The organism is Nitrogeniibacter mangrovi (genome assembly GCF_010983895.1).
Classification (GTDB): domain Bacteria; phylum Pseudomonadota; class Gammaproteobacteria; order Burkholderiales; family Rhodocyclaceae; genus Nitrogeniibacter; species Nitrogeniibacter mangrovi.
In genome coordinates this window covers 3,800,456-3,818,293 of sequence record NZ_CP048836.1, presented here as the reverse complement: position 1 = coordinate 3,818,293, position 17,838 = coordinate 3,800,456, and the positions used below count along the sequence as shown (strand labels likewise).

Annotated in this window: 19 protein-coding genes; 7 read left to right on the top strand and 12 right to left on the bottom strand. The window is 67.4% G+C overall.

The window, feature by feature from the left end; genetic code table 11:
• Positions 1-9 precede the first annotated feature (9 nt).
• Both G3580_RS17660 and argC read left to right on the top strand, forming a co-directional pair.
• Positions 10-462, top strand: coding sequence for a hypothetical protein (locus tag G3580_RS17660; RefSeq protein ID WP_173767731.1), 453 nt, complete (start codon positions 10-12; stop codon positions 460-462).
• Positions 463-540: 78 nt separating this feature from the next.
• Positions 541-1,500 carry an N-acetyl-gamma-glutamyl-phosphate reductase gene (gene argC / locus G3580_RS17655; RefSeq protein WP_173767729.1) on the top strand — a complete coding sequence of 320 codons (960 nt, stop codon included), beginning with the start codon at positions 541-543 and terminating at the stop codon, positions 1,498-1,500.
• Between the two features lie 9 nt (positions 1,501-1,509).
• Here argC and G3580_RS17650 read toward each other — a convergent pair whose 3' ends face one another.
• On the bottom strand, positions 1,510-2,193 hold the full coding sequence (locus G3580_RS17650) for a cupin domain-containing protein (protein ID WP_173767727.1): 684 nt from the start codon (positions 2,191-2,193) through the stop codon (positions 1,510-1,512).
• Between the two features lie 169 nt (positions 2,194-2,362).
• Here G3580_RS17650 and G3580_RS17645 point away from each other — a divergent pair, with 169 nt between their 5' ends.
• From G3580_RS17645 to G3580_RS17635, 3 genes are all read left to right on the top strand, one after another.
• Entirely contained in the window at positions 2,363-2,599 is a 237-nt protein-coding gene (locus tag G3580_RS17645) for a hypothetical protein (RefSeq protein ID WP_173767725.1), read from the top strand.
• Positions 2,600-2,700: 101 nt separating this feature from the next.
• Entirely contained in the window at positions 2,701-3,327 is a 627-nt protein-coding gene (locus G3580_RS17640; RefSeq protein ID WP_173767723.1) for a LysE family translocator, read from the top strand.
• Entirely contained in the window at positions 3,327-4,235 is a 909-nt protein-coding gene (locus G3580_RS17635; RefSeq protein WP_173767721.1) for an EamA family transporter, read from the top strand. The genes G3580_RS17640 and G3580_RS17635 overlap by 1 nt, the downstream gene beginning before the upstream one ends.
• 29 nt (positions 4,236-4,264) lie before the next feature.
• Here G3580_RS17635 and proX read toward each other — a convergent pair whose 3' ends face one another.
• The 6 genes from proX to G3580_RS17605 all read right to left on the bottom strand — a co-directional run bounded on the left by proX (position 4,265) and on the right by G3580_RS17605 (position 12,081).
• Positions 4,265-5,281 carry a glycine betaine/L-proline ABC transporter substrate-binding protein ProX gene (proX, locus tag G3580_RS17630; protein WP_173767719.1) on the bottom strand — a complete coding sequence of 339 codons (1,017 nt, stop codon included), beginning with the start codon at positions 5,279-5,281 and terminating at the stop codon, positions 4,265-4,267.
• A 28-nt stretch (positions 5,282-5,309) separates the two neighbouring features.
• On the bottom strand, positions 5,310-6,425 hold the full coding sequence (proW, locus tag G3580_RS17625; protein ID WP_173767717.1) for a glycine betaine/L-proline ABC transporter permease ProW: 1,116 nt from the start codon (positions 6,423-6,425) through the stop codon (positions 5,310-5,312).
• Entirely contained in the window at positions 6,422-7,669 is a 1,248-nt protein-coding gene (proV, locus tag G3580_RS17620) for a glycine betaine/L-proline ABC transporter ATP-binding protein ProV (RefSeq protein WP_173767715.1), read from the bottom strand. The genes proW and proV overlap by 4 nt, the downstream gene beginning before the upstream one ends.
• Before the next feature lie 235 nt (positions 7,670-7,904).
• Positions 7,905-9,143: an MFS transporter gene (locus tag G3580_RS17615; protein WP_217424529.1), complete on the bottom strand. Its 1,239-nt coding sequence runs from the start codon at positions 9,141-9,143 to the stop codon at positions 7,905-7,907.
• Between the two features lie 24 nt (positions 9,144-9,167).
• The gene (locus G3580_RS17610) at positions 9,168-10,790 is read right to left on the bottom strand and encodes an ABC-F family ATPase (RefSeq protein WP_173767713.1); all 1,623 of its coding nucleotides are present in this window, start codon (positions 10,788-10,790) and stop codon (positions 9,168-9,170) included.
• 88 nt (positions 10,791-10,878) lie between these two features.
• Positions 10,879-12,081, bottom strand: coding sequence for an MFS transporter (locus tag G3580_RS17605; protein WP_173767711.1), 1,203 nt, complete (start codon positions 12,079-12,081; stop codon positions 10,879-10,881).
• Between the two features lie 175 nt (positions 12,082-12,256).
• Between G3580_RS17605 and G3580_RS17600 the strand changes: the two genes are divergently transcribed.
• A complete protein-coding gene (locus G3580_RS17600; RefSeq protein ID WP_173767709.1) occupies positions 12,257-12,430 on the top strand; it encodes a hypothetical protein in 174 nt (57 codons plus the stop codon).
• 183 nt (positions 12,431-12,613) lie between these two features.
• Here the strand turns inward: G3580_RS17600 and G3580_RS19855 are convergent, their stop codons facing one another.
• Positions 12,614-13,330, bottom strand: coding sequence for a PEP-CTERM sorting domain-containing protein (locus G3580_RS19855; RefSeq protein ID WP_217424528.1), 717 nt, complete (start codon positions 13,328-13,330; stop codon positions 12,614-12,616).
• Between the two features lie 263 nt (positions 13,331-13,593).
• The gene (locus G3580_RS17590) at positions 13,594-13,983 is read right to left on the bottom strand and encodes a hypothetical protein (protein ID WP_173767707.1); all 390 of its coding nucleotides are present in this window, start codon (positions 13,981-13,983) and stop codon (positions 13,594-13,596) included.
• 76 nt (positions 13,984-14,059) lie between these two features.
• On the opposite strand from G3580_RS17590, the gene G3580_RS17585 reads away from it, so the two are divergent.
• The gene (locus G3580_RS17585) at positions 14,060-16,003 is read left to right on the top strand and encodes an ATP-binding cassette domain-containing protein (protein ID WP_173767705.1); all 1,944 of its coding nucleotides are present in this window, start codon (positions 14,060-14,062) and stop codon (positions 16,001-16,003) included.
• Between the two features lie 85 nt (positions 16,004-16,088).
• On the opposite strand, the gene G3580_RS17580 is transcribed toward G3580_RS17585, so the two are convergent.
• The 3 genes from G3580_RS17580 to G3580_RS17570 all read right to left on the bottom strand — a co-directional run bounded on the left by G3580_RS17580 (position 16,089) and on the right by G3580_RS17570 (position 17,793).
• Positions 16,089-16,592, bottom strand: coding sequence for an FxDxF family PEP-CTERM protein (locus tag G3580_RS17580; protein ID WP_217424527.1), 504 nt, complete (start codon positions 16,590-16,592; stop codon positions 16,089-16,091).
• Positions 16,593-16,828: 236 nt separating this feature from the next.
• Complete coding sequence (locus G3580_RS17575) at positions 16,829-17,269, bottom strand: acyl-CoA thioesterase (RefSeq protein ID WP_173767702.1); 441 nt, start codon at positions 17,267-17,269, stop codon at positions 16,829-16,831.
• A 71-nt stretch (positions 17,270-17,340) separates the two neighbouring features.
• Positions 17,341-17,793 carry a DsrE family protein gene (locus G3580_RS17570; protein ID WP_173767700.1) on the bottom strand — a complete coding sequence of 151 codons (453 nt, stop codon included), beginning with the start codon at positions 17,791-17,793 and terminating at the stop codon, positions 17,341-17,343.
• Positions 17,794-17,838 lie beyond the last annotated feature (45 nt).

The following is a 17,838-nucleotide window of genomic DNA, read 5'->3' as shown; positions in this document are numbered from 1 at the left end:
GCGACCTGCATGCTGTTGTTGCTGGGTGGCTGTGCCTCCATGCAGCAGGCCGTCGACCGCATGCGGGGCGAGGCCGCCGCGCCACCGCCGGCCGCCGAAGTGCCGGCAGCCGAGACCGACACCGCGACGCCGGCGCCCGAGCCGGTCAAGCCGGCCCGGGCGACGCCTCGTGTCGCCCCCAGGCCCCCTGAAGCCCCGGCGCCCAAACCCGCCCCCGAGCCTGTGCCCGTGCCCGCACCGGCGTCGGTGACGAAGACACCGCTGCCGGGACCGGCCTGGCTCGGGAAATGCCGCAGCGCCCAGGCGGCCGGTGGCGTGGTGCGCTGTGACACCGACCTGCTGTTGGCCAAGCCCTCGCCCACGGTGCAGGTGTTCACCCGCGATCCGGCGCGGGTCGTGCCCGGGCAGATCCTGCTGCGTCGGGGGCTGCCCAACGTGTACCGGATGTACGTGGTGCCCTGAAGCGGCCGCGGGTGCATTGCCTCGCCGCCATTCGGGCCTAAAATGCAGGTTTGAATGCATGCGCAGCGGAGTTGCACCATGAGCTACAAGGTCTTCATCGATGGCCGTCACGGCACCACGGGCCTCAAGATCGACGAGCGCCTCAGTGGCCGCGACGAGATCGAGATCCTCTCGATCCCGGAGGACAAGCGCAAGGATCCGGCGGTCAAGGCGGAGTACATCAACGCCGCCGACGTCGTCTTCCTGTGCCTGCCCGATGCCGCCTCGCGCGAGTCGGTGGCGCTGCTGGCGCCGGACAACACCCGTACCCGCTTCCTCGACGCGAGCACCGCGCACCGCACCCATCCGGCCTGGGTGTATGGGCTGCCGGAACTCAATGCCGGCCAGCGCGAGCGCGTGCGCAAGGCGCAGAAGGTGGCGGTCCCGGGCTGTCACGCCAGCGGCTTCATCATGCTCATGCATCCGCTGATCGCCGCAGGCATCGTGCCCGCCGACTATCCGGCGAGCACCTACTCGATCACCGGCTACAGCGGCGGCGGCAAGGAGATGATCGCCAGCTACGAGGAGGCCGGCGCGCTGGGCGACAACATGAAGAGCCCGCGTTTCTACGCGCTGGGCCTCGCGCACAAGCATCTGCCCGAAATGCAGGCCATGACCGGCCTGGCCCACAAACCGCTGTTCACCCCCATCGTCGGCAACTTCGCCCAGGGCATGGTGGTGGCGGTGCCGCTGCTGCCGCGTCTGCTCGGCCGGCCGGTGGCGGCGAAGGACATCCAGCACTTCTACAGCGAGTACTACGCGGGCGAGACCTTCGTGCAGGTGATGCCGGCCGATCCGGCGCCGGCGCTGGACAACGGCTTCCTGCCCGCCACCGCCTGCAACGACACCAACCGGGCCGAGATCTTCGCCTTCGGCCACGAGGACCAGATCCTGGTTGCCGCGCGTTTCGACAACCTCGGCAAGGGCGCGTCGGGGGCGGCCATCCAGTGCATGAACCTCATGCTCGGGCTGGAGGAGAGCGCGGGTCTGGCGGTGTGAGGCGGTGGGTCAGGCGGGGTGCGGCAGGTGCCCCGTCTTGATCCACAGCATCGTCTCCTGGTCCACGCGGGGCTGATGTTCGCTGCCGGGTGGCAGGCGTAGCCAGGTGCCGGCCGGGTAGCGCCCGGCCGCGTCGATCAGCTCCCCCGAGAGCACGAAGATCTCCGCGCCGCCGGCGTGGCGGTGCGCGACCGGCTGCGTGCCGGCCGGCCAGCGCGCCAGGGCGACCTGCTCGGTGCCATGGTGGTGCAGCGGCATCACCGCGATGCCGTCGGCCCCCGCCTGCCAGCGGCCGGTCGTGGTGTCGATGCACACCTGGGCGGTGTCGTCCGCGGCGAACTGGTGCAGCTTCACGAACAGGGTGCAGCCGGCCTCGCTGAAGGGCGCGTGGCGGCTGCCCGGCGGATTGCGGAAGTAGCTGCCAGGGCCGAAATCGCCGTGCTCGTCGGAGAAGGTGCCCGCGAGCACGAGGATCTCCTCACCCAGCGGATGTGTGTGGGCCTTGAAGTGCGAGCCCGGGTCATAGCGCACCACGCTGGTGGCATGGCCGTGCTCGGCGAACTCCCGCGCCAGGGGCTTGCGCCACACGCCGGCGGCCGGGCTGGGCTGCCAATTCAGTTCGGTGGTGCGGATCACCACGCGCCGGGTGAAATCCATGTTGAGCGGGCGCTCGCCGCCTTGGGGGGTGTTCATGGGAGCGGACCTCCGATCCGTGATGCCTGTCGCGGGCGATGTCTCATCCTGCGCCGCCTCGGGCGACGCCTCAGTATGACCCCGCGGGCGGCGAAAAGCTCGCGTCGGACTTTGCACGCCGCTTGGGCCGGGCGTACGCTGATCGCTCGACGTCACCGAGGACAAGGTCATGACAAGACGGATGATGAGGGTCGTGGCGGCGCTGACGCTCGCCGCGGGGGTCGCCGTGGTGGCGAGCGCCGATGATGGCCGGACGCGGACGCAATCCAGTCTGGCGCCGCGCGATTGCGTGTGCTCGCCAGGCGTTGCGCTGGGGGGCGATGGCAATACGCGGATCTACAACTGCCAGTGCGGCGCGATGCAGTGTGTGGCGGTGAGCGGCTCGGGCCAGTTGCAGTGCCGCTGAGGCGGGCGCATGTGGCCCGGTCGGTCGCGCGGGAAGTGATATTGGACGCGGGGGCCCGGCTGCGGTCCAATGGTTCGGATCACTGAGCCGAGACCGCGTCCATGAGCCCCGAAGGCGCCCTGAGTTTCTTCATCGCCCTGTTTCTGTTCGGCATCACGCCCGGCCCGGGGGTGTTCGCCGTGCTGGCCCGCGCGCTGGTCTGCGGGGCGCGGCCCTGCGTCGCGCTCGCGGCCGGCATGGTGGTCAGCGACATCGCCTACCTGCTGTTCGCCTGCTTCGGTCTGGCGGCCATCGCCCGCGAGTGGGAGATGCTGTTCCTGATCATCCGCTGGGCGGGGGCGGCCTATCTGGTCTATCTGGGCGTGGGCCTGTGGCGCGCGCCGGTGGGCGACGCTCCGGCGCTGGCGCCAGCGCCGGCGCCTCGGGGCGGACCGGGGGCCGGTTTCGTGCAGGGTTTCCTGATCTCGGCCTCCAACCCCAAGGTCATCCTGTTCTACATGGCCTTTCTGCCCACCTTCATGGATCTGGGCGCGCTGCGCGGCACCGACATCGTGCTCGCGGCGGGGCTGACCTTCGTGGCGCTGATGCTCGGGCTGATGCTCATCGCCGTGGGCGCGGCGCGGGCCCGGCGACTGCTGCGATCGGCGCGGGCGATGCGGCGCCTGAACCGCGGGGCCGGTTCGATCATGATCGGGGCGGGCGCGTATCTGGCGACGAGGCCGGGTTGATGCGGCCGAGCGATATCCTCCTGGCGCTGGTGGTCGTGCTCGTGTGGGGCATGAACTTCGTGGTCATCAAGGCCGGGGTCAGCGAGGTGCCGCCACTGCTGCTCGGCGCGCTCCGTTTCACCGCCGCCGCGCTGCCGGCGGTTTTCTTCGTGCGCGCGCCGCGCCTGCCGCTGAGCCTGTACCTGAAATACGGCATGACCATCGCGGTGGGGCAGTTCGCCTGCCTGTTCACCGCCATCCATGTGGGCATGCCCTCGGGGCTGGCCTCGCTGGTGCTGCAGTCGCAGGCCTTCTTCACCCTGATTTTCGCGGTCGTGTTCCTCAAGGAGGCGTGGCGCCCCAGCCAGCTGGTGGGCTTGCTGCTCGCCGCCATCGGCCTGGCGCTGATCGGCACCACCCACGGCGTGTCGATGCCGCTGGGCGGTTTCCTGCTGACGGTGGCCGGGGCGGCCAGCTGGGCGGTGGGCAACATCGTGAATCGCTCCCTGGCCCGGCACGGCCCGGTGAGCATGGTCGGCTTCGTGGTGTGGTCCAGCCTGGTGCCGCCCCTGCCCTTCCTGGCCCTGTCGCTGCTGATCGAAGGCCCGGAGGCGATCACCGCGGCCCTGTCTCACTTCAGCCTCCGCTCGCTGGGTGCGGTGGCCTACCTGGCGTGGGGCGCGACCCTGCTGGGCTACGGGCTGTGGAGCCGGTTGATGTCGCGCTATCCGGCCAGTCAGGTCTCACCGTTTCCGCTCCTGGTGCCGCTGGTCGGCCTGACGGCGGGCTGGCTGATCTACGACGAGGCGTTGCGGCCGGTGCATCTGCTCGGCGGCGCGCTGCTGATGCTCGGTCTGGTGGTCAACCTGTTCTGGCCGCGGCTGAGCCGGCGCTGGCGGGAACGTGGCCTGGATGCCGGCCGGCCCTGAACCCGGGCGCCGGCCGGTCGTGAAGGGTCTTACTTGGCCGCCTTGCGGGCGGCGTCGAGCCAGTGGTTCCAGGTGCTCTGGTGGGCGCGGATCCAGGCGTCGGTGTGGCGGGCGATGTCCGCCGGCGTGTTCTCGCCGTCGCGCATGCGCAGGTTCTCGGCCGAGATGTCGTTGGTCGGCAGCTTCATGATCGCGAACAGCTTGGCGGCGGCAGGATTGGCCTTGGCGAACTTGAGGTTGGCGACGATACGCTGGTTGTTGGCCTGGAAGCCGTAGTCCGAGCCGTCCGGCAGCGCGGTGTTCACGTCCTTGCGCGCGCCCGGCAGCGAGGAGAAGGGCACCTGCAGCCACACCACGTCGCGGCCCGGTACCAGCACACCGCTCACCCAGTAGGGCGTCCACGTGTAGTAGAGGATCGGCTGACCCTGCTTGTAGCGGGCGATGGTGTCCGCGATGATGGCCGAGTAAGAGCCCTGGTTGTGGGTCACCGTGTCGCGCAGGCCGTAGACGTCCAGATGGTGCTCGATCACCTTCTCGCAGCCCCAGCCCGGGTTGCAGCCGGCCAGATCGGCCTTGCCGTCGCCGTCGGCGTCGAACAGTTTGGCCAGTTTCGGGTCGCGCAACTGGTCGATGGTCTTGATGTGGTATTTGTCCGCGGTCTTCTTGTCGATCAGGTAGCCCTGCAGCGCGCCGGACGAATAGACGCCCTTGCGGTACAGCTTCTTGTCGCCACCGGCACGCTTGTAGAAGTCCACATGGAGCGGATCCCAGTGGTCGGCCATGAAGGTGGCGTCGCCGTTGGCAATGGCCACGTGGGCGGTGGCGTATTCGACCTCCTTGATGGGCTTGACGTCGTAACCCAGGGCTTCGAGGGCGCGCATCACCAGCAGGGTCTGGAAGGTCTCCTCGGCGATGGAACTCTTGACCGGCTGGACGCTGACGCCCTTGCCGGGCAGGCTGTCGGCCGCGACGGCGGTCAGACAGGCCGAGGCGATCAGGGCCGCCGCGCCGGCGCGCAGCAGTCGGGAAAATCGGATCAGTCGCATACGTGTTCTCCTCGTTGGACGGATGGTTTCAGGGGGTCGGCGACTTGCCGACCAGGCGTCGGACCAGGCCGACCGGGCCGGTGTCGTACCACGGGCTCCGATCGCTGCGCCGGCCGGCCATGGACTGGGTGATGCGATCGAGCACGATCGCGAGGATGACGATGCCGACGCCACCGACGGTGGCCAGCCCGATGTCGAGCCGGCCGATGCCGCGCAACACCATCTGGCCGAGTCCGCCCACGGCGATCATGGAGGCGATCACCACCATCGACAGGGCCAGCATCAGGGTCTGGTTGATGCCGGCCATGATGGTGGGGGTGGCCAGGGGTAGCTGCACCCGCGTGAGCATCTGCCAGGGCGAGGCGCCGAAGGCGCGCGAGGCCTCGATCAGGTCGGGGCGGACCTGGCGGATGCCGAGGTTGGTGAGGCGGATGAGCGGGGGCAGCGCGAACACGATGGTGACCACCACGCCGGGCACGTTACCGATGCCGAACAGCATCACCACCGGCACCAGATAGACGAAGGCCGGCGTGGTCTGCATGGCGTCGAGCAGGGGGCGGACGATGCGCTCGAAGCGCGCGCTGCGTGCCATCAGGATGCCCAGTGGCAGCCCGATGACCATGCAGAACAACACCGAGGTGAGCACCAGGGCCAGGGTGACCATGGCTTCGTCCCAGGCGCCGATGAGGCCGATGCCGACCAGCGAGACGGCCGTGGCGATGCCCAGCCGGCGGCTGCTCACCTGCCAGGCGATGAGGGCGATGATCGCGATCATGAGGAAGGCGGGGACGGCCTGCAGGGCGTGCTCCACGCCCGTGAGCGTGGCATCGATGGGCAGGCGCACGGCCTGGAAGAACGGGCGCACATGGGTGACCACCCAGTCCAGTGCGCTGTTCGCCCAGTGGTCGAGGGGGATGACCGCGTCCTGGAACGGATGCAGCCAGTCGAACCCGTGATGGGGGGCGGGTGGCGCCGCGCTGTTGAGCCAGTCCGCGCCGCCGCCGTCGGTCGGTGCGGGCGTGTGGGCGGGGGCCGCGCCCCAGGGATTGGCGCCGGCGTCGGCGGGCGGGTTCGCCGGGGCGGGGCTCGGCGCCGGGGTATCGGCCGGGGCGGCCCAGGGGTTGTCGGTCGCTTGATCGGTCATGCGGCGGCCTCCACGGTGTCGGCGTCGGCCGGGGCCGACTCGGCGGTATCGCAATGCTGCTCATGCAGGAACTGGAGCAACAGGTTGCGGGTGATGGCGCCCCGGTAGCGGCCCTGGTCGTCCACCACCGGCAACCCGTAGGGATAGCGTGTCAGCGGTTCGTACAACTCGCTGATCGGGGTGTCGGGGGTGACCGTCCAGGGCGCCTCGAGAAAGGCGTCGCGCAGTTTCGGTGAATCGCTGGCCTCCTGGGCGGCCTTCAGGCTGTCGATGGACACGATGCCCATGAGGGTCTGCTCGGGGCTGACCACGTAGCCGAAATCCCGGTCGTGGGTGCGCAGGCGCTCGATGGCGCTGCGCACGCCCATGCCCGCGTGGCTGATGATGTTCACCTGGGTCTTGCGGGCGATGTCCGCTGCCGAGAGGATGCTGGTGGCGTCCACACTCTTGAAGAAGGACTTCACGTAGTCGTTGGCCGGGTTGCGCAGGATCTCCTCCGCGGTGCCGATCTGGACGACCACGCCTCCTTCCATGATCGCGATGCGATCGCCGATGCGGATCGCCTCGTCCAGGTCGTGGGAGATGAAGATGATGGTGCGCTGCTGCGCCGCCTGCAGCTTGACCAGTTCGTCCTGCATCTCGGTGCGGATCAGCGGGTCCAGGGCCGAGAAGGCCTCGTCCATGAGCAGCACCTCCGGGTCGTTGGCCAGCGCCCGGGCGAGGCCGACCCGCTGCTGCATGCCGCCGGACAGTTCGTCCGGATAGCTGTCCGCCCAGGGTTGCAGGCCCACCTGGTCGAGCGCGGTGCGGGCGCGCTCGAGCCGTTCCGCTTCCGGCACCCCGGCCAGTTCCAGGCCGAAGGCGGTGTTGGCCAGCACCGTCATGTGGGGCATGAGCGCGAAGGACTGGAACACCATGCTGATTTCCTTGCGCCGCAGTTCGCGCAACTCGAGGTCGTTCATCTGGGCGATGTCGCGCCCGTTGATCAGCACCTGGCCGGCGGTCGGTTCGATCAGGCGGTTGAGCAGGCGCACGAGGGTGGACTTGCCCGAGCCCGACAGGCCCATGATGACGAAGATCTCGCCGGACATGACGCTGAAGCTGGCGTCGTTGACGCCGAGCGTCTGACCGGTGCGCTCGAAGATGGCGTCCTTGTCCATGCCCTGCTCGACCAGTTTCATGGCCTCTTCAGGGCGATCCCCGAAGATCTTGTAGAGATTCTTGACAACGAGTTTTTCAGACATGTGCGCTCACCGGGAAGGGTCCCAAGCGCATGGTCGTCCGGTCGGCTCTGGCCGGAATATCGTGTCTTGCGAGGCGTGGACGTGGCGTGAGGGATGCGGGGCCGGATGCGCGACACTGCCACGCGCGGGGACCGTGGATCAAAGGCATACGTGACCCATTTTAGCACGCGTGTTTTTGTGCAAAATTATTTTGCGAAAAACAAATGGCAGCGCAGCGGGCCCCGGTGCGTGCCGGTCAGATGGTGTCCTCGGCGTGGGGGACGCGCGGATCCATCTCCACGGCCGCCACCGAGGTCCGGTGCACCGGCACGAAGGCGGTGCGTTCGTCCTCGGCGACCGGGGCATCCCGGCGGATGCGCCACAAGGTGAATCCGGCCAGCAGCGATAGCAGGCCGGCGAGCACGAGGGGGAAGCTGCGCGGCGTGGTGAGGCTGAGCACCGCGCCGGCGAGCACCGGGCCGACCGCGGCGCCGATGCCGTTGAGCAGCAGCAATGCCTTGGTGGCCTCGAGGGCCTCGCTGGGATGGAAACGGTCGTGGGTCTGGGTGACGGCCAGGCCGTAGAGCGAGAACGAAAAGGCGCCATAGATCGCGGTGGCGGCGATGAGCCCCGCGGCCGAGCGCGGGCCGACCGCAAACATGCCGGCGGCGCCGGCGATGGCGAGGATGCAGACACCCACCAGGACGGCGCGGCGGTCGCGGCCTTCGGCGACCTTGCCGACCGGCCACTGCATGAAGGCGCCGCCGAAAATGGCGGCGGCGGTGAGGCCGGCCACCTGATGATCGTCCAGCCCCTGGTGGGCGGCGAAGGCGGCGGCCAGCCCCCAGAAGGCGCCGGAGACCAGGCCCGAGATCAGCCCGGCGGAAAACCCGACCGGCGAGACCCGATACAGGTGCGCCAGCGGCAGCCGCTGGGTGTCCACCGGGGTGGGCTGGACCACTGGAGTGAGGGCGATGGGAATCAACCCGAGGCTGAACAGCACCGCCACCAGCGCGAAGGAGGCCAGGGCATTGGCTCCGTATAGGCCGATGAGAAACTGGCCCGCGCCCAGGGCGGCGAAACTCACCATCATGTAAGCGGAGAAGATTTTGCTGCGCTGCTCGTGCATCTGCTCGTTGAGCCAGCTTTCGATCACCATGTACAGGGTGACCACGGCCACCCCGTTGACGACCCGCAGCGCCCACCAGACCCAGGGATCGACCCACAGCCCGTAGAGCATGGAGGTGACCGAGGCCAGCGCCGCCATGGCCGCGAAGGCGCGGATGTGGCCGACCCGGCGAATGAGCGGCGGACTGGTGAATGCGCCGACGATGTAGCCGGTGAAGAAGCCCGACATCACCAGACCGAGGGTGAGCCCGCCGTAGCCCTCGAGGGCTGCGCGCAGCCCCAGCAGGGTGCCGATGAGCCCCGAGCCGGCCAGCAGGATGGCCATGCCCAGGAGCAGGCTGGAGACGGGCAAGACGGCGCCGATCACCGGGTGGCTCCGACGAGCAGCGGCTTATTCGATGCCCTGGCTGGCCAGGTATTCCTCATAGGTGCCACGGTAGTCGATGATCCGACCGTCGAGCTTGATCTCGATGACGCGGGTGGCCAGCGAGGAGACGAACTCGCGGTCGTGGGAGATGAACAGCAGCGTGCCGGGGAATTTCTCCAGCGCGGTGTTGAGCGATTCGATCGATTCCATGTCCAGGTGGTTGGTCGGCTCGTCCATGAGCAGCACGTTCTTGCTCTGGAGCATCAGCTTGCCGAACAGCATGCGGCCCTGCTCGCCCCCGGAGATGACGCGCACCGGCTTCTTGACCTCGTCGCCGGAGAACAGCAGGCGGCCCAGGGTGCCGCGGATCAGGGTCTCCATGTCTTCGCCCTCGAAGCCGCCCTCGCGCACATGGTCGGCGATCCAGTCGGTGAGCGAGACGTCCGAGTCGAACTCGGCGGCGTGGTCCTGGGCGTAGTAGCCGAGCTTGGCCTTCTCGGCCCACTTGATGGCGCCTTTCTGCGGCGTGAGCTCGCCCACCAGCAGGCGCATGAGCGTGGTCTTGCCGACGCCGTTCTCGCCGATGATGGCCACGCGGTCGCCCGCGTCGATGGCGATGGAGAACTTGTCGATCAGAGGCTTTTCCATGCCCTCGTAGGCGAAGGACAGGGCCTCCACTTCCACCGCCTGACGGTGCAGCTTGTCCTTCGCATCGACCTCGAAGCGGATCCACGGATACTGGCGCGAGGACGGTTTCACGTCCTCGGGCTTGAGCTTGTCGATGAGCTTGAGACGGCTGGTGGCCTGCTTGGCCTTGGACTTGTTGGCCGAGAAGCGGCGCACGAATTCCTGCAGTTCGGCGATCTTGTCCTTGGCGCGGGCATTGGCCTGTTGCTGGCGCTGGCGGGCGAGGGTGGACGCCTCCATGTAGTCGTCGTAGTTGCCCGGGTAGATCTTGATGGTGCCGTAGTCCAGGTCGGCCATGTGGGTGCACACCTGGTTCAGGAAGTGGCGGTCGTGGGAGATGATCACCATGGTCGAGTCGCGCTGGTTGAGCACGTCCTCGAGCCAGCGGATGGTGTTGATGTCGAGGTTGTTGGTCGGCTCGTCGAGCAGCAGGATGTCCGGGTTGGAGAACAGCGCCTGGCACAGCAGTACCCGCAGCTTCCAGCCCGGCGCGATCTCGCTCATGGGGCCGTTGTGCTGTTCGGTGGGGATGCCCACGCCCAGCAGCAGCTCGCCGGCGCGTGCCTCGGCGGTGTAGCCGTCGTATTCGCCGAACTTGCCTTCGAGTTCGGCCGCCTTCATGTAGTCGTCTTCGCTCGCCTCCGGGTTGGCGTAGATGGCGTCCTTCTCCTGCAGGCAGGCCCACATCTCCTCGTGGCCCATCATCACCACGTCGAGCACGCGCTGGTCCTCGTAGGCGAACTGGTCCTGGCGCAGATAGGCCATGCGCTCGGTGTCTTCCTTGGTGACGTTGCCGGCGGAGGACTCGAGCGCGCCGCACAGAATCTTCATGAAGGTGGACTTGCCGGCGCCGTTGGCGCCGATCAGGCCGTAGCGGTTGCCGTCGCCGAACTTGACGGAGACGTTCTCGAACAGGGGCTTGGCCCCGAACTGCATGGTGATGTTGTTGGCGATGAGCACTGCGCGAATCCCGAAAAAGCAAAAGCGCCGGCGAGGCGGCCGACGCACACTGGGGCGGATTTTATCATTTCTTCAATGACATGCCAGATCAGCGGGGTGCATCCGGGCGGCCGCTCGTCGCGCCGCCGAGCACCCCGAGCATCGCCAGCGCGGCGAGCCCGGCGCTGCACGCGAAGGTGGCCGGCGCCCCCCACCCGGCCCACAGCCCGCCGGCCAGCGCGCTGGCCAGGAACAGGGCGATGCCGCCGATGAGATTGAAGACCCCGAAGGCGGTGCCACGCAGGGTGTCGGGCGCGGTGTCGGCCACCCGTCGGGCCAGCAGCCCCTGGGTCAGGCCCATGTGCAACCCCCACAGCGCCGCGCCGGCGAGCACCGCCCACGGGGCGTGTGCCGCCGCCAGGAGTCCATCGGCGCCGATCAGCACCGCCAGGCCGGCCAGCAGCAGAGCACGGCTGCCGAGGCGGTCGGACAGCACGCCCGCCGGGTAGGACGAGGCGGCGTACACCACGTTCATCACGATCAGCACGCCGGGCAGCCAGTGCAGGGCCAGGCCGATGTCCTGGGCGCGCAGGATCAGGAAGGCCTCGCTGAAGCGGGCCAGGGTGAATACCGCGCCGATGGTCACGACCTGCCAGTAGGCTTTCGGCAGCGCGCGCCAGCCGCGCAGCAGCGAAGGGCGCCGCTCGCGGGGGGCGGTCGAGGCCGGTTCGCGCACCCCGACCGCCAGCACCGCCACCGCGATGAAGCCGAAGGGCACCGCCACCCACATGGCGGCGCGCACGTCGTCGGCCAGCACCGCCAGCGCCAATATCGCCAGCAGCGGGCCAAGGAAGGCGCCCACCGAGTCGAGGGTCTGGCGCAGGCCGTAGGCCGCGCCGCGTTGCGCGGGCGGCACCAGATCGGCCACCAGCGCGTCGCGCGGGGCGCCGCGGATGCCCTTGCCGATGCGGTCGGCAAAGCGGGCGGCGAACACGGTCGCCGCCGAGTCGGCGAGCGGAAACGCCGGCTTGGTCAGGGCGGCCAGCGCATAACCACTCACGGCCAGCCACTTGCGCCGCCCCAGCCAGTCGCTCACGCTGCCCGAGAACACCTTGGTGATGGCCGCGGTCGCCTCGGCGACCCCTTCGATCAGGCCCACGGTCAGCATGCTCGAACCCAGCACCGTGGTCAGCAGCACCGGCAACAGGCTGTGCACCAGCTCGGAGGAGACGTCCATGAACAGGGAGCACAGGCCGAGTGCCCAGATGCCGCGGGGCATGTTGCTGCGAAAAGCGGCGGTCATGGGCGGCATGAGTGACCCCATCAGAGAGGAAGCGTGTGCCTGGCAGTCTAGCGCGCGGCGGGTGTTGTGAATAAATAAGCAATTGGGAATATTTTGAAGCGCAAATGCGATCAGCCGGTTTGCCGTACTCGAGCGAAAAGCTGCCCGTATCGGGTAAGTGAGAAGCTATGGGAGGAGATAAGCAATGAAACTGCATTCACGCGTGTGGATCGCGCTTGGCCTTGCGGCCTCGACAGCGATGGCTGCGCTGGAAAACCTGCGTATCCTCGACAAGGACACCGAGTTCGTCGTCACCAAGGCCAACGGCAAGCAGATCACCATGCCCCCTGCGCCAAGAACAAGGGCTGGCTACCGGTGATGGAACCGGCGCTCGGCGTGAATGTGGTCGTGCAGAGTGAAATCCTCAACGCCCGCGCTGCTTTGGTCGTTGATAGGCGCAATGCGCTGGGATTCACGACGGCGTCGGGCGAGTGCTGAAGAGCGTGGATGTCAACGAAAAACGCCCCGTTCGCTGGGGCGTTTTGCTTTCGACGGTCCGCGGTCAAATTCGGCGGCGAACAACAAGTCCCATCAAGCTGAGACCGGCGAGCAGCATGGCGTAGGACTCGGGTTCGGGGACGGCGGCAACGTAGGCGGAGGCATATGCCTCCGTGTGGAGCCGCCCACTCAGCGAGCTTGAACTCAGGTTGGTAAACGTCACAGCAATCGTGCCTTCGTCACTGTGAGGCGTGTAGACATAGCCGTTCCAGCCGATGGTTGCTCCGTCGAACTGCGTACCACTACCCTCTTCACCAGGACCTGACACGAAGAGGCCGATCCATGCAGAAATGGTTTCGTCTGGATTGTCTACCTGCGTCGCGTACTTTCCCGAAACCTTGAAGATGGCCGATGTGTTTTGGCTTAGCTCAAAGTAACCGCCACGTTCAGCCAACCCGTATTGAAGAAACGGGCTGCCAAAGACGGTGCTGGTTTCAGCGTAGTTTGAAGTGTCGTTTACGACAGCCAAACTTGTACCGTATGCGGCTTGAACGCCAGTCGTCCACGATGGCGCTTCATCGCGTACCGCCTCGTCGGTGACGGATGCCCAACTGTATTTGGATGTCCAGTTGATCGAGGGCGCAGTGCCATCGAGTGTGTCGAGGTCAACAAGTTCGACTGAAAAGGTGCTCCAGTCGATTTGTGCGCTGGAGGAGGCGGCCAGCGCGGCTTGAGAGATGAATGCGCTCAACAATACGGCTGAAATCAGTGTCTTTGTCATTGGATGCAGATCTAATCTTGATGCCAACAGGATTTAGTCGACTAGCAATCTCAATGCCACGTGGGTGCGCCTTGCGTTGCTTTTTGCAAAAGCTAAAGCATTTCAAATGCTTGGGCTCCACTAAGACAAGACCCTGGGTTCCGCGTCGTGACTGCGTATGGTGTGCTGTCAAGAAATCCGACGTCGCGCCGAACGCTCCCACAGGTTCAATAGACAGAAATATGCGAATCGAACCGGCAGAGGATGTGGTTGAGTTGGGGGCGTTACTGCTCAGTGTCTGCCGGTCGTGGTGCCGGTGTGGTGGGTGAGGCCACCGGCGTCACCGTCGCCGCCTCCGGCCGGTTCTCCACCTTGCGCAGGCGCGCTTCCATGGCCTTGATGCGTTTGCCGCGGTCGATGCGGTTGGCGCGCGCCTCGAGCCGGCGGGCCTCCTTGACCTGGTTGATGTGCACCAGCTTGGCGTCTTCCAGACAGGCGTTGACCAGGAACTTGTCGTAGCAGTGGTAGCTGGTCTGGCGGTAGGTCGCCTCGGCGGCATCCCGGATCGCCTTGGCCTGCGCGCGCAACTCGGCGCTGCTGTCCTGCTGCGCGAGGGTGCCGAAGGAGGCGGCAAGACAGGTGGTCAGGCACAGGGAGCGGAGCGGGAACGCCATGATCGCAATCGGTCGGGGGATGGATGAAGCCCGTACAATAGCGGTTTTTTCGCGGTTTTGCGCCCCATATCCCCAAGTGATCCAGTTTCGAGCCCTGCGCCTGGCCCGTGGCGCCAAAGTCCTCGTCGATGAGGCCACCGTCCAGATCCATCCGGGCTGGAAGGTCGGCCTGACCGGGGCGAACGGCTGTGGCAAGTCGAGCCTGTTCGCGCTGCTGCGCGGCCAGCTGCATCCCGACCGCGGTGACTGCGAGCTGCCACCCGGCTGGGTGATCGCCCATGTGGCGCAGGAGACCCCGGCGCTCGAACGCAGCGCGCTCGATTACGTGCTTGACGGCGATGCCGAACTGCGGCGCATCGAAACGGATCTGGCCGAGGCCGAGGCGGCCCATGCGGGCGAGCGCATCGGCGAACTGCACGGCCGACTGCAGGAGATCGACGGCTACAGCGCGCCGGCGCGGGCGGCGACGCTGCTCGACGGCCTCGGCTTCGCGCCGGGCGACGCCGAGCGTTCGGTGGCGGACTTCTCCGGCGGCTGGCGCATGCGCCTGAATCTGGCGCAGGCGCTCATGTGCCGCTCTGACCTGCTGCTGCTCGACGAGCCGACCAACCACCTGGACCTGGATGCGGTGATCTGGCTGGAGCAATGGCTGCGCGACTATCGCGGCACCTTGCTGCTCATCTCCCACGACCGGGTGTTCCTCGACGCGGTGGTCGGCCACATCGCCCATGTGGAGCAGCAGCGGCTCACCCTCTACAGCGGCGGCTATTCCGAGTTCGAACGCCAGCGTGCCGAGCGCCTCGCCCAGCAGCAGGCGCTGTTCGACAAGCAGCAGCGCGAGCGCGCGCATCTGCAGAAGTATGTGGACCGCTTCCGCGCCAAGGCCACCAAGGCGCGCCAGGCGCAAAGCCGCATCAAGGCGCTCGAGCGCATGGAGCTGATCTCGGCGGCGCACGTGGATACGCCCTTCAGTTTCGCGTTCCGGCCGGCGCCGGCCGCGCCCGACCCGCTCATCACCCTGGACGAGGTCGCGGTGGGCTACGAGGACAAGACCGTGCTCGCCGATGTGCGCCTGACCCTGCGCCCGGGCGAACGCGTCGGCCTGCTGGGGCGCAACGGTGCCGGCAAGTCCACCCTCATCAAGCTGCTCGCCGGCCAGCTCGCGCCCCGGGCGGGGCGGCGCAGCGACGGCAAGGGGCTGGCGATCGGCTACTTCGCCCAGCACCAGCTCGAGACCCTGCGCCCGGACGAGTCGCCCCTGCAGCATCTGATGCGTGTCGACCCGGGCGCGCGCGAGCAGGACCTGCGCAACTACCTGGGCGGTTTCGACTTTCGCGGCGAGAAGGACGGGGTCGCCTCGGGCGCCAGCGTGAGCACCCCGTGCGGGCCGTTCTCGGGCGGTGAGAAGTCACGCCTGGCGCTGGCCCTGATGATCTGGCAGCAGCCCAACCTGCTGCTGCTCGACGAGCCGACCAACCACCTGGATCTGGAGATGCGCCACGCGCTCACCCTGGCGCTGCAGGATTTCGACGGCGCCATGGTGCTGGTCTCCCACGACCGTGCCCTGCTCGCGGCCACCTGCGACCGCTTTGTGCTGGTCGACGGCGGCCGGGTGCAGCCCTTCGACGGCGACCTGGACGACTATCGCGACTGGCTCTCGGCCCAGCGCGCCCAGGCCATGGCCGCGGCCGCCTGCCCGACCCGCAGCGCCGACAAGGCGCAGCGCAAGGCCGAGCGCGAGCAGGCCACCGCCGAGCGCAAGGCCGCGCTCGCGGCGCGGCGCCCGCTGCTCAAGGAGGCCGAGCAGCTGGAAAAGAAACTGGCCGCCTGGCAGGGCGAGAAAGATCTGCTCGATACGCGCCTGGCCGATCCGGGCCTGTATGCCGATCCGGACAGCGCCCTGTTGCAGGATCTGCTCAAGCGCCAGGCGCAACTGGTCGCCGACATGGAAGTGGCCGAACTGCGCTGGCTCGAAGTGCACGAGTTGCTCGAGACAATGGAGGCACCCTCCGGCGGGTGAGGGGCTGCAGATAAAAAAAGACCGCATCGGTCGGGGAAACCGATGCGGCGAGGTTCGCCGGCGCAGGGCGCCGGCGGGGGCGGATTCAGGCCGCGTCGTTGAGCTTGCGCCGCGCCACGAGGCTGAGCATGCCCAGGCCCGCCAGCAGCATGCCGTAGGATGCCGGCTCCGGAACGGCAGCCACGACCGCGCTCTGGAAAGCGTAATACCCGTCGGTGCTCGTCAGCGACGCCGTGCCGGGCACCATCGACGCGATGGTCTTGAAGGAGTAGTCGCCGGCGGCGAGGCTGAAGGTCGTCACATCGGATCCCGAGGTGGGCGTCAGCAGCCAGCCGCGCAGCAGGGTGCCGCCGTCGTAGAGACCCAGGCTGGCGAAGTCGAAGCTCGATTCGCCGGAGAAGGTCAATGTCGTCGCCTCGCTGAGCGTGAAGTCGAACGAGTAGCCCGCGAGCAGGTCGTCGCCACTGACGAAGCCGCCCTCGGTGTCGGAATGGGAAAGCCCCTCGAAGGTGTCGAACAAGGCCGCATGTGCACTGCCGGCCATGCTCATGGCCAAGGGGATGGCGAGGGTGATCAATCTGCGTTTCATATGTCGCTCCGTGATCGGGTGGATGGGAGCTGGCATGATGAATGCAATTCAAAATGACGACAGTATCAAAGCGTAATCTAATATTTCGCTTTTAAAACAACCTATTGCGTAACTTGTTTCAAGGGAATGTTACGGATGTTTTCCGTTCCTGGGTGCGCGTGTGCTCAGGGGGGTGGTCGGCCGCTGCGATGTCGGATCGCTTCGCCTGCGCGGCCGCACCCCGCCACCCGGGACGCTCAGCCGGTGAATCCGGCCGCTCCGACGCGGCTGGCGAAGGCCATGGGCGCCGAGGCCAGTTGCCGGGCGTCATAGTCGTAGAACACGATGCCCGTTTTTCCGCGGGCCACCTCGCGGCCGCTGGCCAGCGCGTCCATGCGCCAGACCAGGTCGAAGCCGAACTTGTTGAAATCGGTGGCCATCATGCTCACCCGCATGGTTTCGCCATGATGGGCTTCGGAGCGGTACTGGACCGCGGCGTCGGCGACGACGATGCCGACGCCCTCCACATCCAGTTCGGTGTAGCCGAGCGCCTGGAAGAAGCGGGCGCGCGCCTCCGAGACCAGGGTCAGCAGCAGCGCATTGTCGAGGTGTTGTCCGTAGTTGATGTGAAGGAGATAGAGCGGCAGCTCGGTGGTGAAGGCGAAGTGCTCGGGCAGGTCGATCTTGATGCGGGCCATGGGACGGTCGGACGAACGGCGAAAAGCATCATTCAACCACAGCGCGGGCGGGAGAGCCCGCCCGCCGTGGCTCAGGGCCGGATGTACGCCCAGCCGCCTTGTTGACGCTGCATGATTTCAAGCACCCCGGCCGGGACCACATCGACGCCGAGGTACAGGTCGCGCTGTTCCACGTGCTTGGCGCGCATGGTGTTGTGGCAGGCCGACAGGTGGATGCCGTCGGAGACCGCCACGCCGAGCCGCTCGCCGACCACCGAATCGGCTTTCAGCATGGCCAGTCCGGGGCCGTAGGCGACGATCTCGATATCCACCTTGTCGGGGCCGCCGAGGGCCTGGATCAGGTTGCCGGCGTTGTTGAGGGCCAGATTCCACTTGGCCGGATCGTTCTCGCTCACCTGGATGACGACGCCCGGCTTGCCGCCGGCGATCGCCAGCGAGGGGGACAGACCGGGCACCATCAGGGCGGTGAGGAAGCACAGCGTCGAGAAGAAGCGCGATGCGGAGTGTCGTCGATGCGTGTTCATGATGTGTTCCGTGTCGGGGGGAGTGAGGAAGACTGCGCGCGCGCC

Coding starts and splice junctions, on each gene's coding strand:
- G3580_RS17570 (WP_173767700.1), bottom strand. CDS start 17,793: ATGAACACGCATCGACGACACTCCGCATCGCGCTTCTTCTCGACGCTG.
- argC (WP_173767729.1), top strand. CDS start 541: ATGAGCTACAAGGTCTTCATCGATGGCCGTCACGGCACCACGGGCCTC.
- G3580_RS17575 (WP_173767702.1), bottom strand. CDS start 17,269: ATGGCCCGCATCAAGATCGACCTGCCCGAGCACTTCGCCTTCACCACC.
- G3580_RS17650 (WP_173767727.1), bottom strand. CDS start 2,193: ATGAACACCCCCCAAGGCGGCGAGCGCCCGCTCAACATGGATTTCACC.
- G3580_RS17600 (WP_173767709.1), top strand. CDS start 12,257: ATGAAACTGCATTCACGCGTGTGGATCGCGCTTGGCCTTGCGGCCTCG.
- G3580_RS17640 (WP_173767723.1), top strand. CDS start 2,701: ATGAGCCCCGAAGGCGCCCTGAGTTTCTTCATCGCCCTGTTTCTGTTC.
- G3580_RS17645 (WP_173767725.1), top strand. CDS start 2,363: ATGACAAGACGGATGATGAGGGTCGTGGCGGCGCTGACGCTCGCCGCG.
- G3580_RS17635 (WP_173767721.1), top strand. CDS start 3,327: ATGCGGCCGAGCGATATCCTCCTGGCGCTGGTGGTCGTGCTCGTGTGG.
- G3580_RS17590 (WP_173767707.1), bottom strand. CDS start 13,983: ATGGCGTTCCCGCTCCGCTCCCTGTGCCTGACCACCTGTCTTGCCGCC.
- proX (WP_173767719.1), bottom strand. CDS start 5,281: ATGCGACTGATCCGATTTTCCCGACTGCTGCGCGCCGGCGCGGCGGCC.
- G3580_RS19855 (WP_217424528.1), bottom strand. CDS start 13,330: ATGACAAAGACACTGATTTCAGCCGTATTGTTGAGCGCATTCATCTCT.
- G3580_RS17580 (WP_217424527.1), bottom strand. CDS start 16,592: ATGAAACGCAGATTGATCACCCTCGCCATCCCCTTGGCCATGAGCATG.
- G3580_RS17660 (WP_173767731.1), top strand. CDS start 10: ATGCTGTTGTTGCTGGGTGGCTGTGCCTCCATGCAGCAGGCCGTCGAC.
- proV (WP_173767715.1), bottom strand. CDS start 7,669: ATGTCTGAAAAACTCGTTGTCAAGAATCTCTACAAGATCTTCGGGGAT.
- G3580_RS17605 (WP_173767711.1), bottom strand. CDS start 12,081: ATGCCGCCCATGACCGCCGCTTTTCGCAGCAACATGCCCCGCGGCATC.
- proW (WP_173767717.1), bottom strand. CDS start 6,425: ATGACCGATCAAGCGACCGACAACCCCTGGGCCGCCCCGGCCGATACC.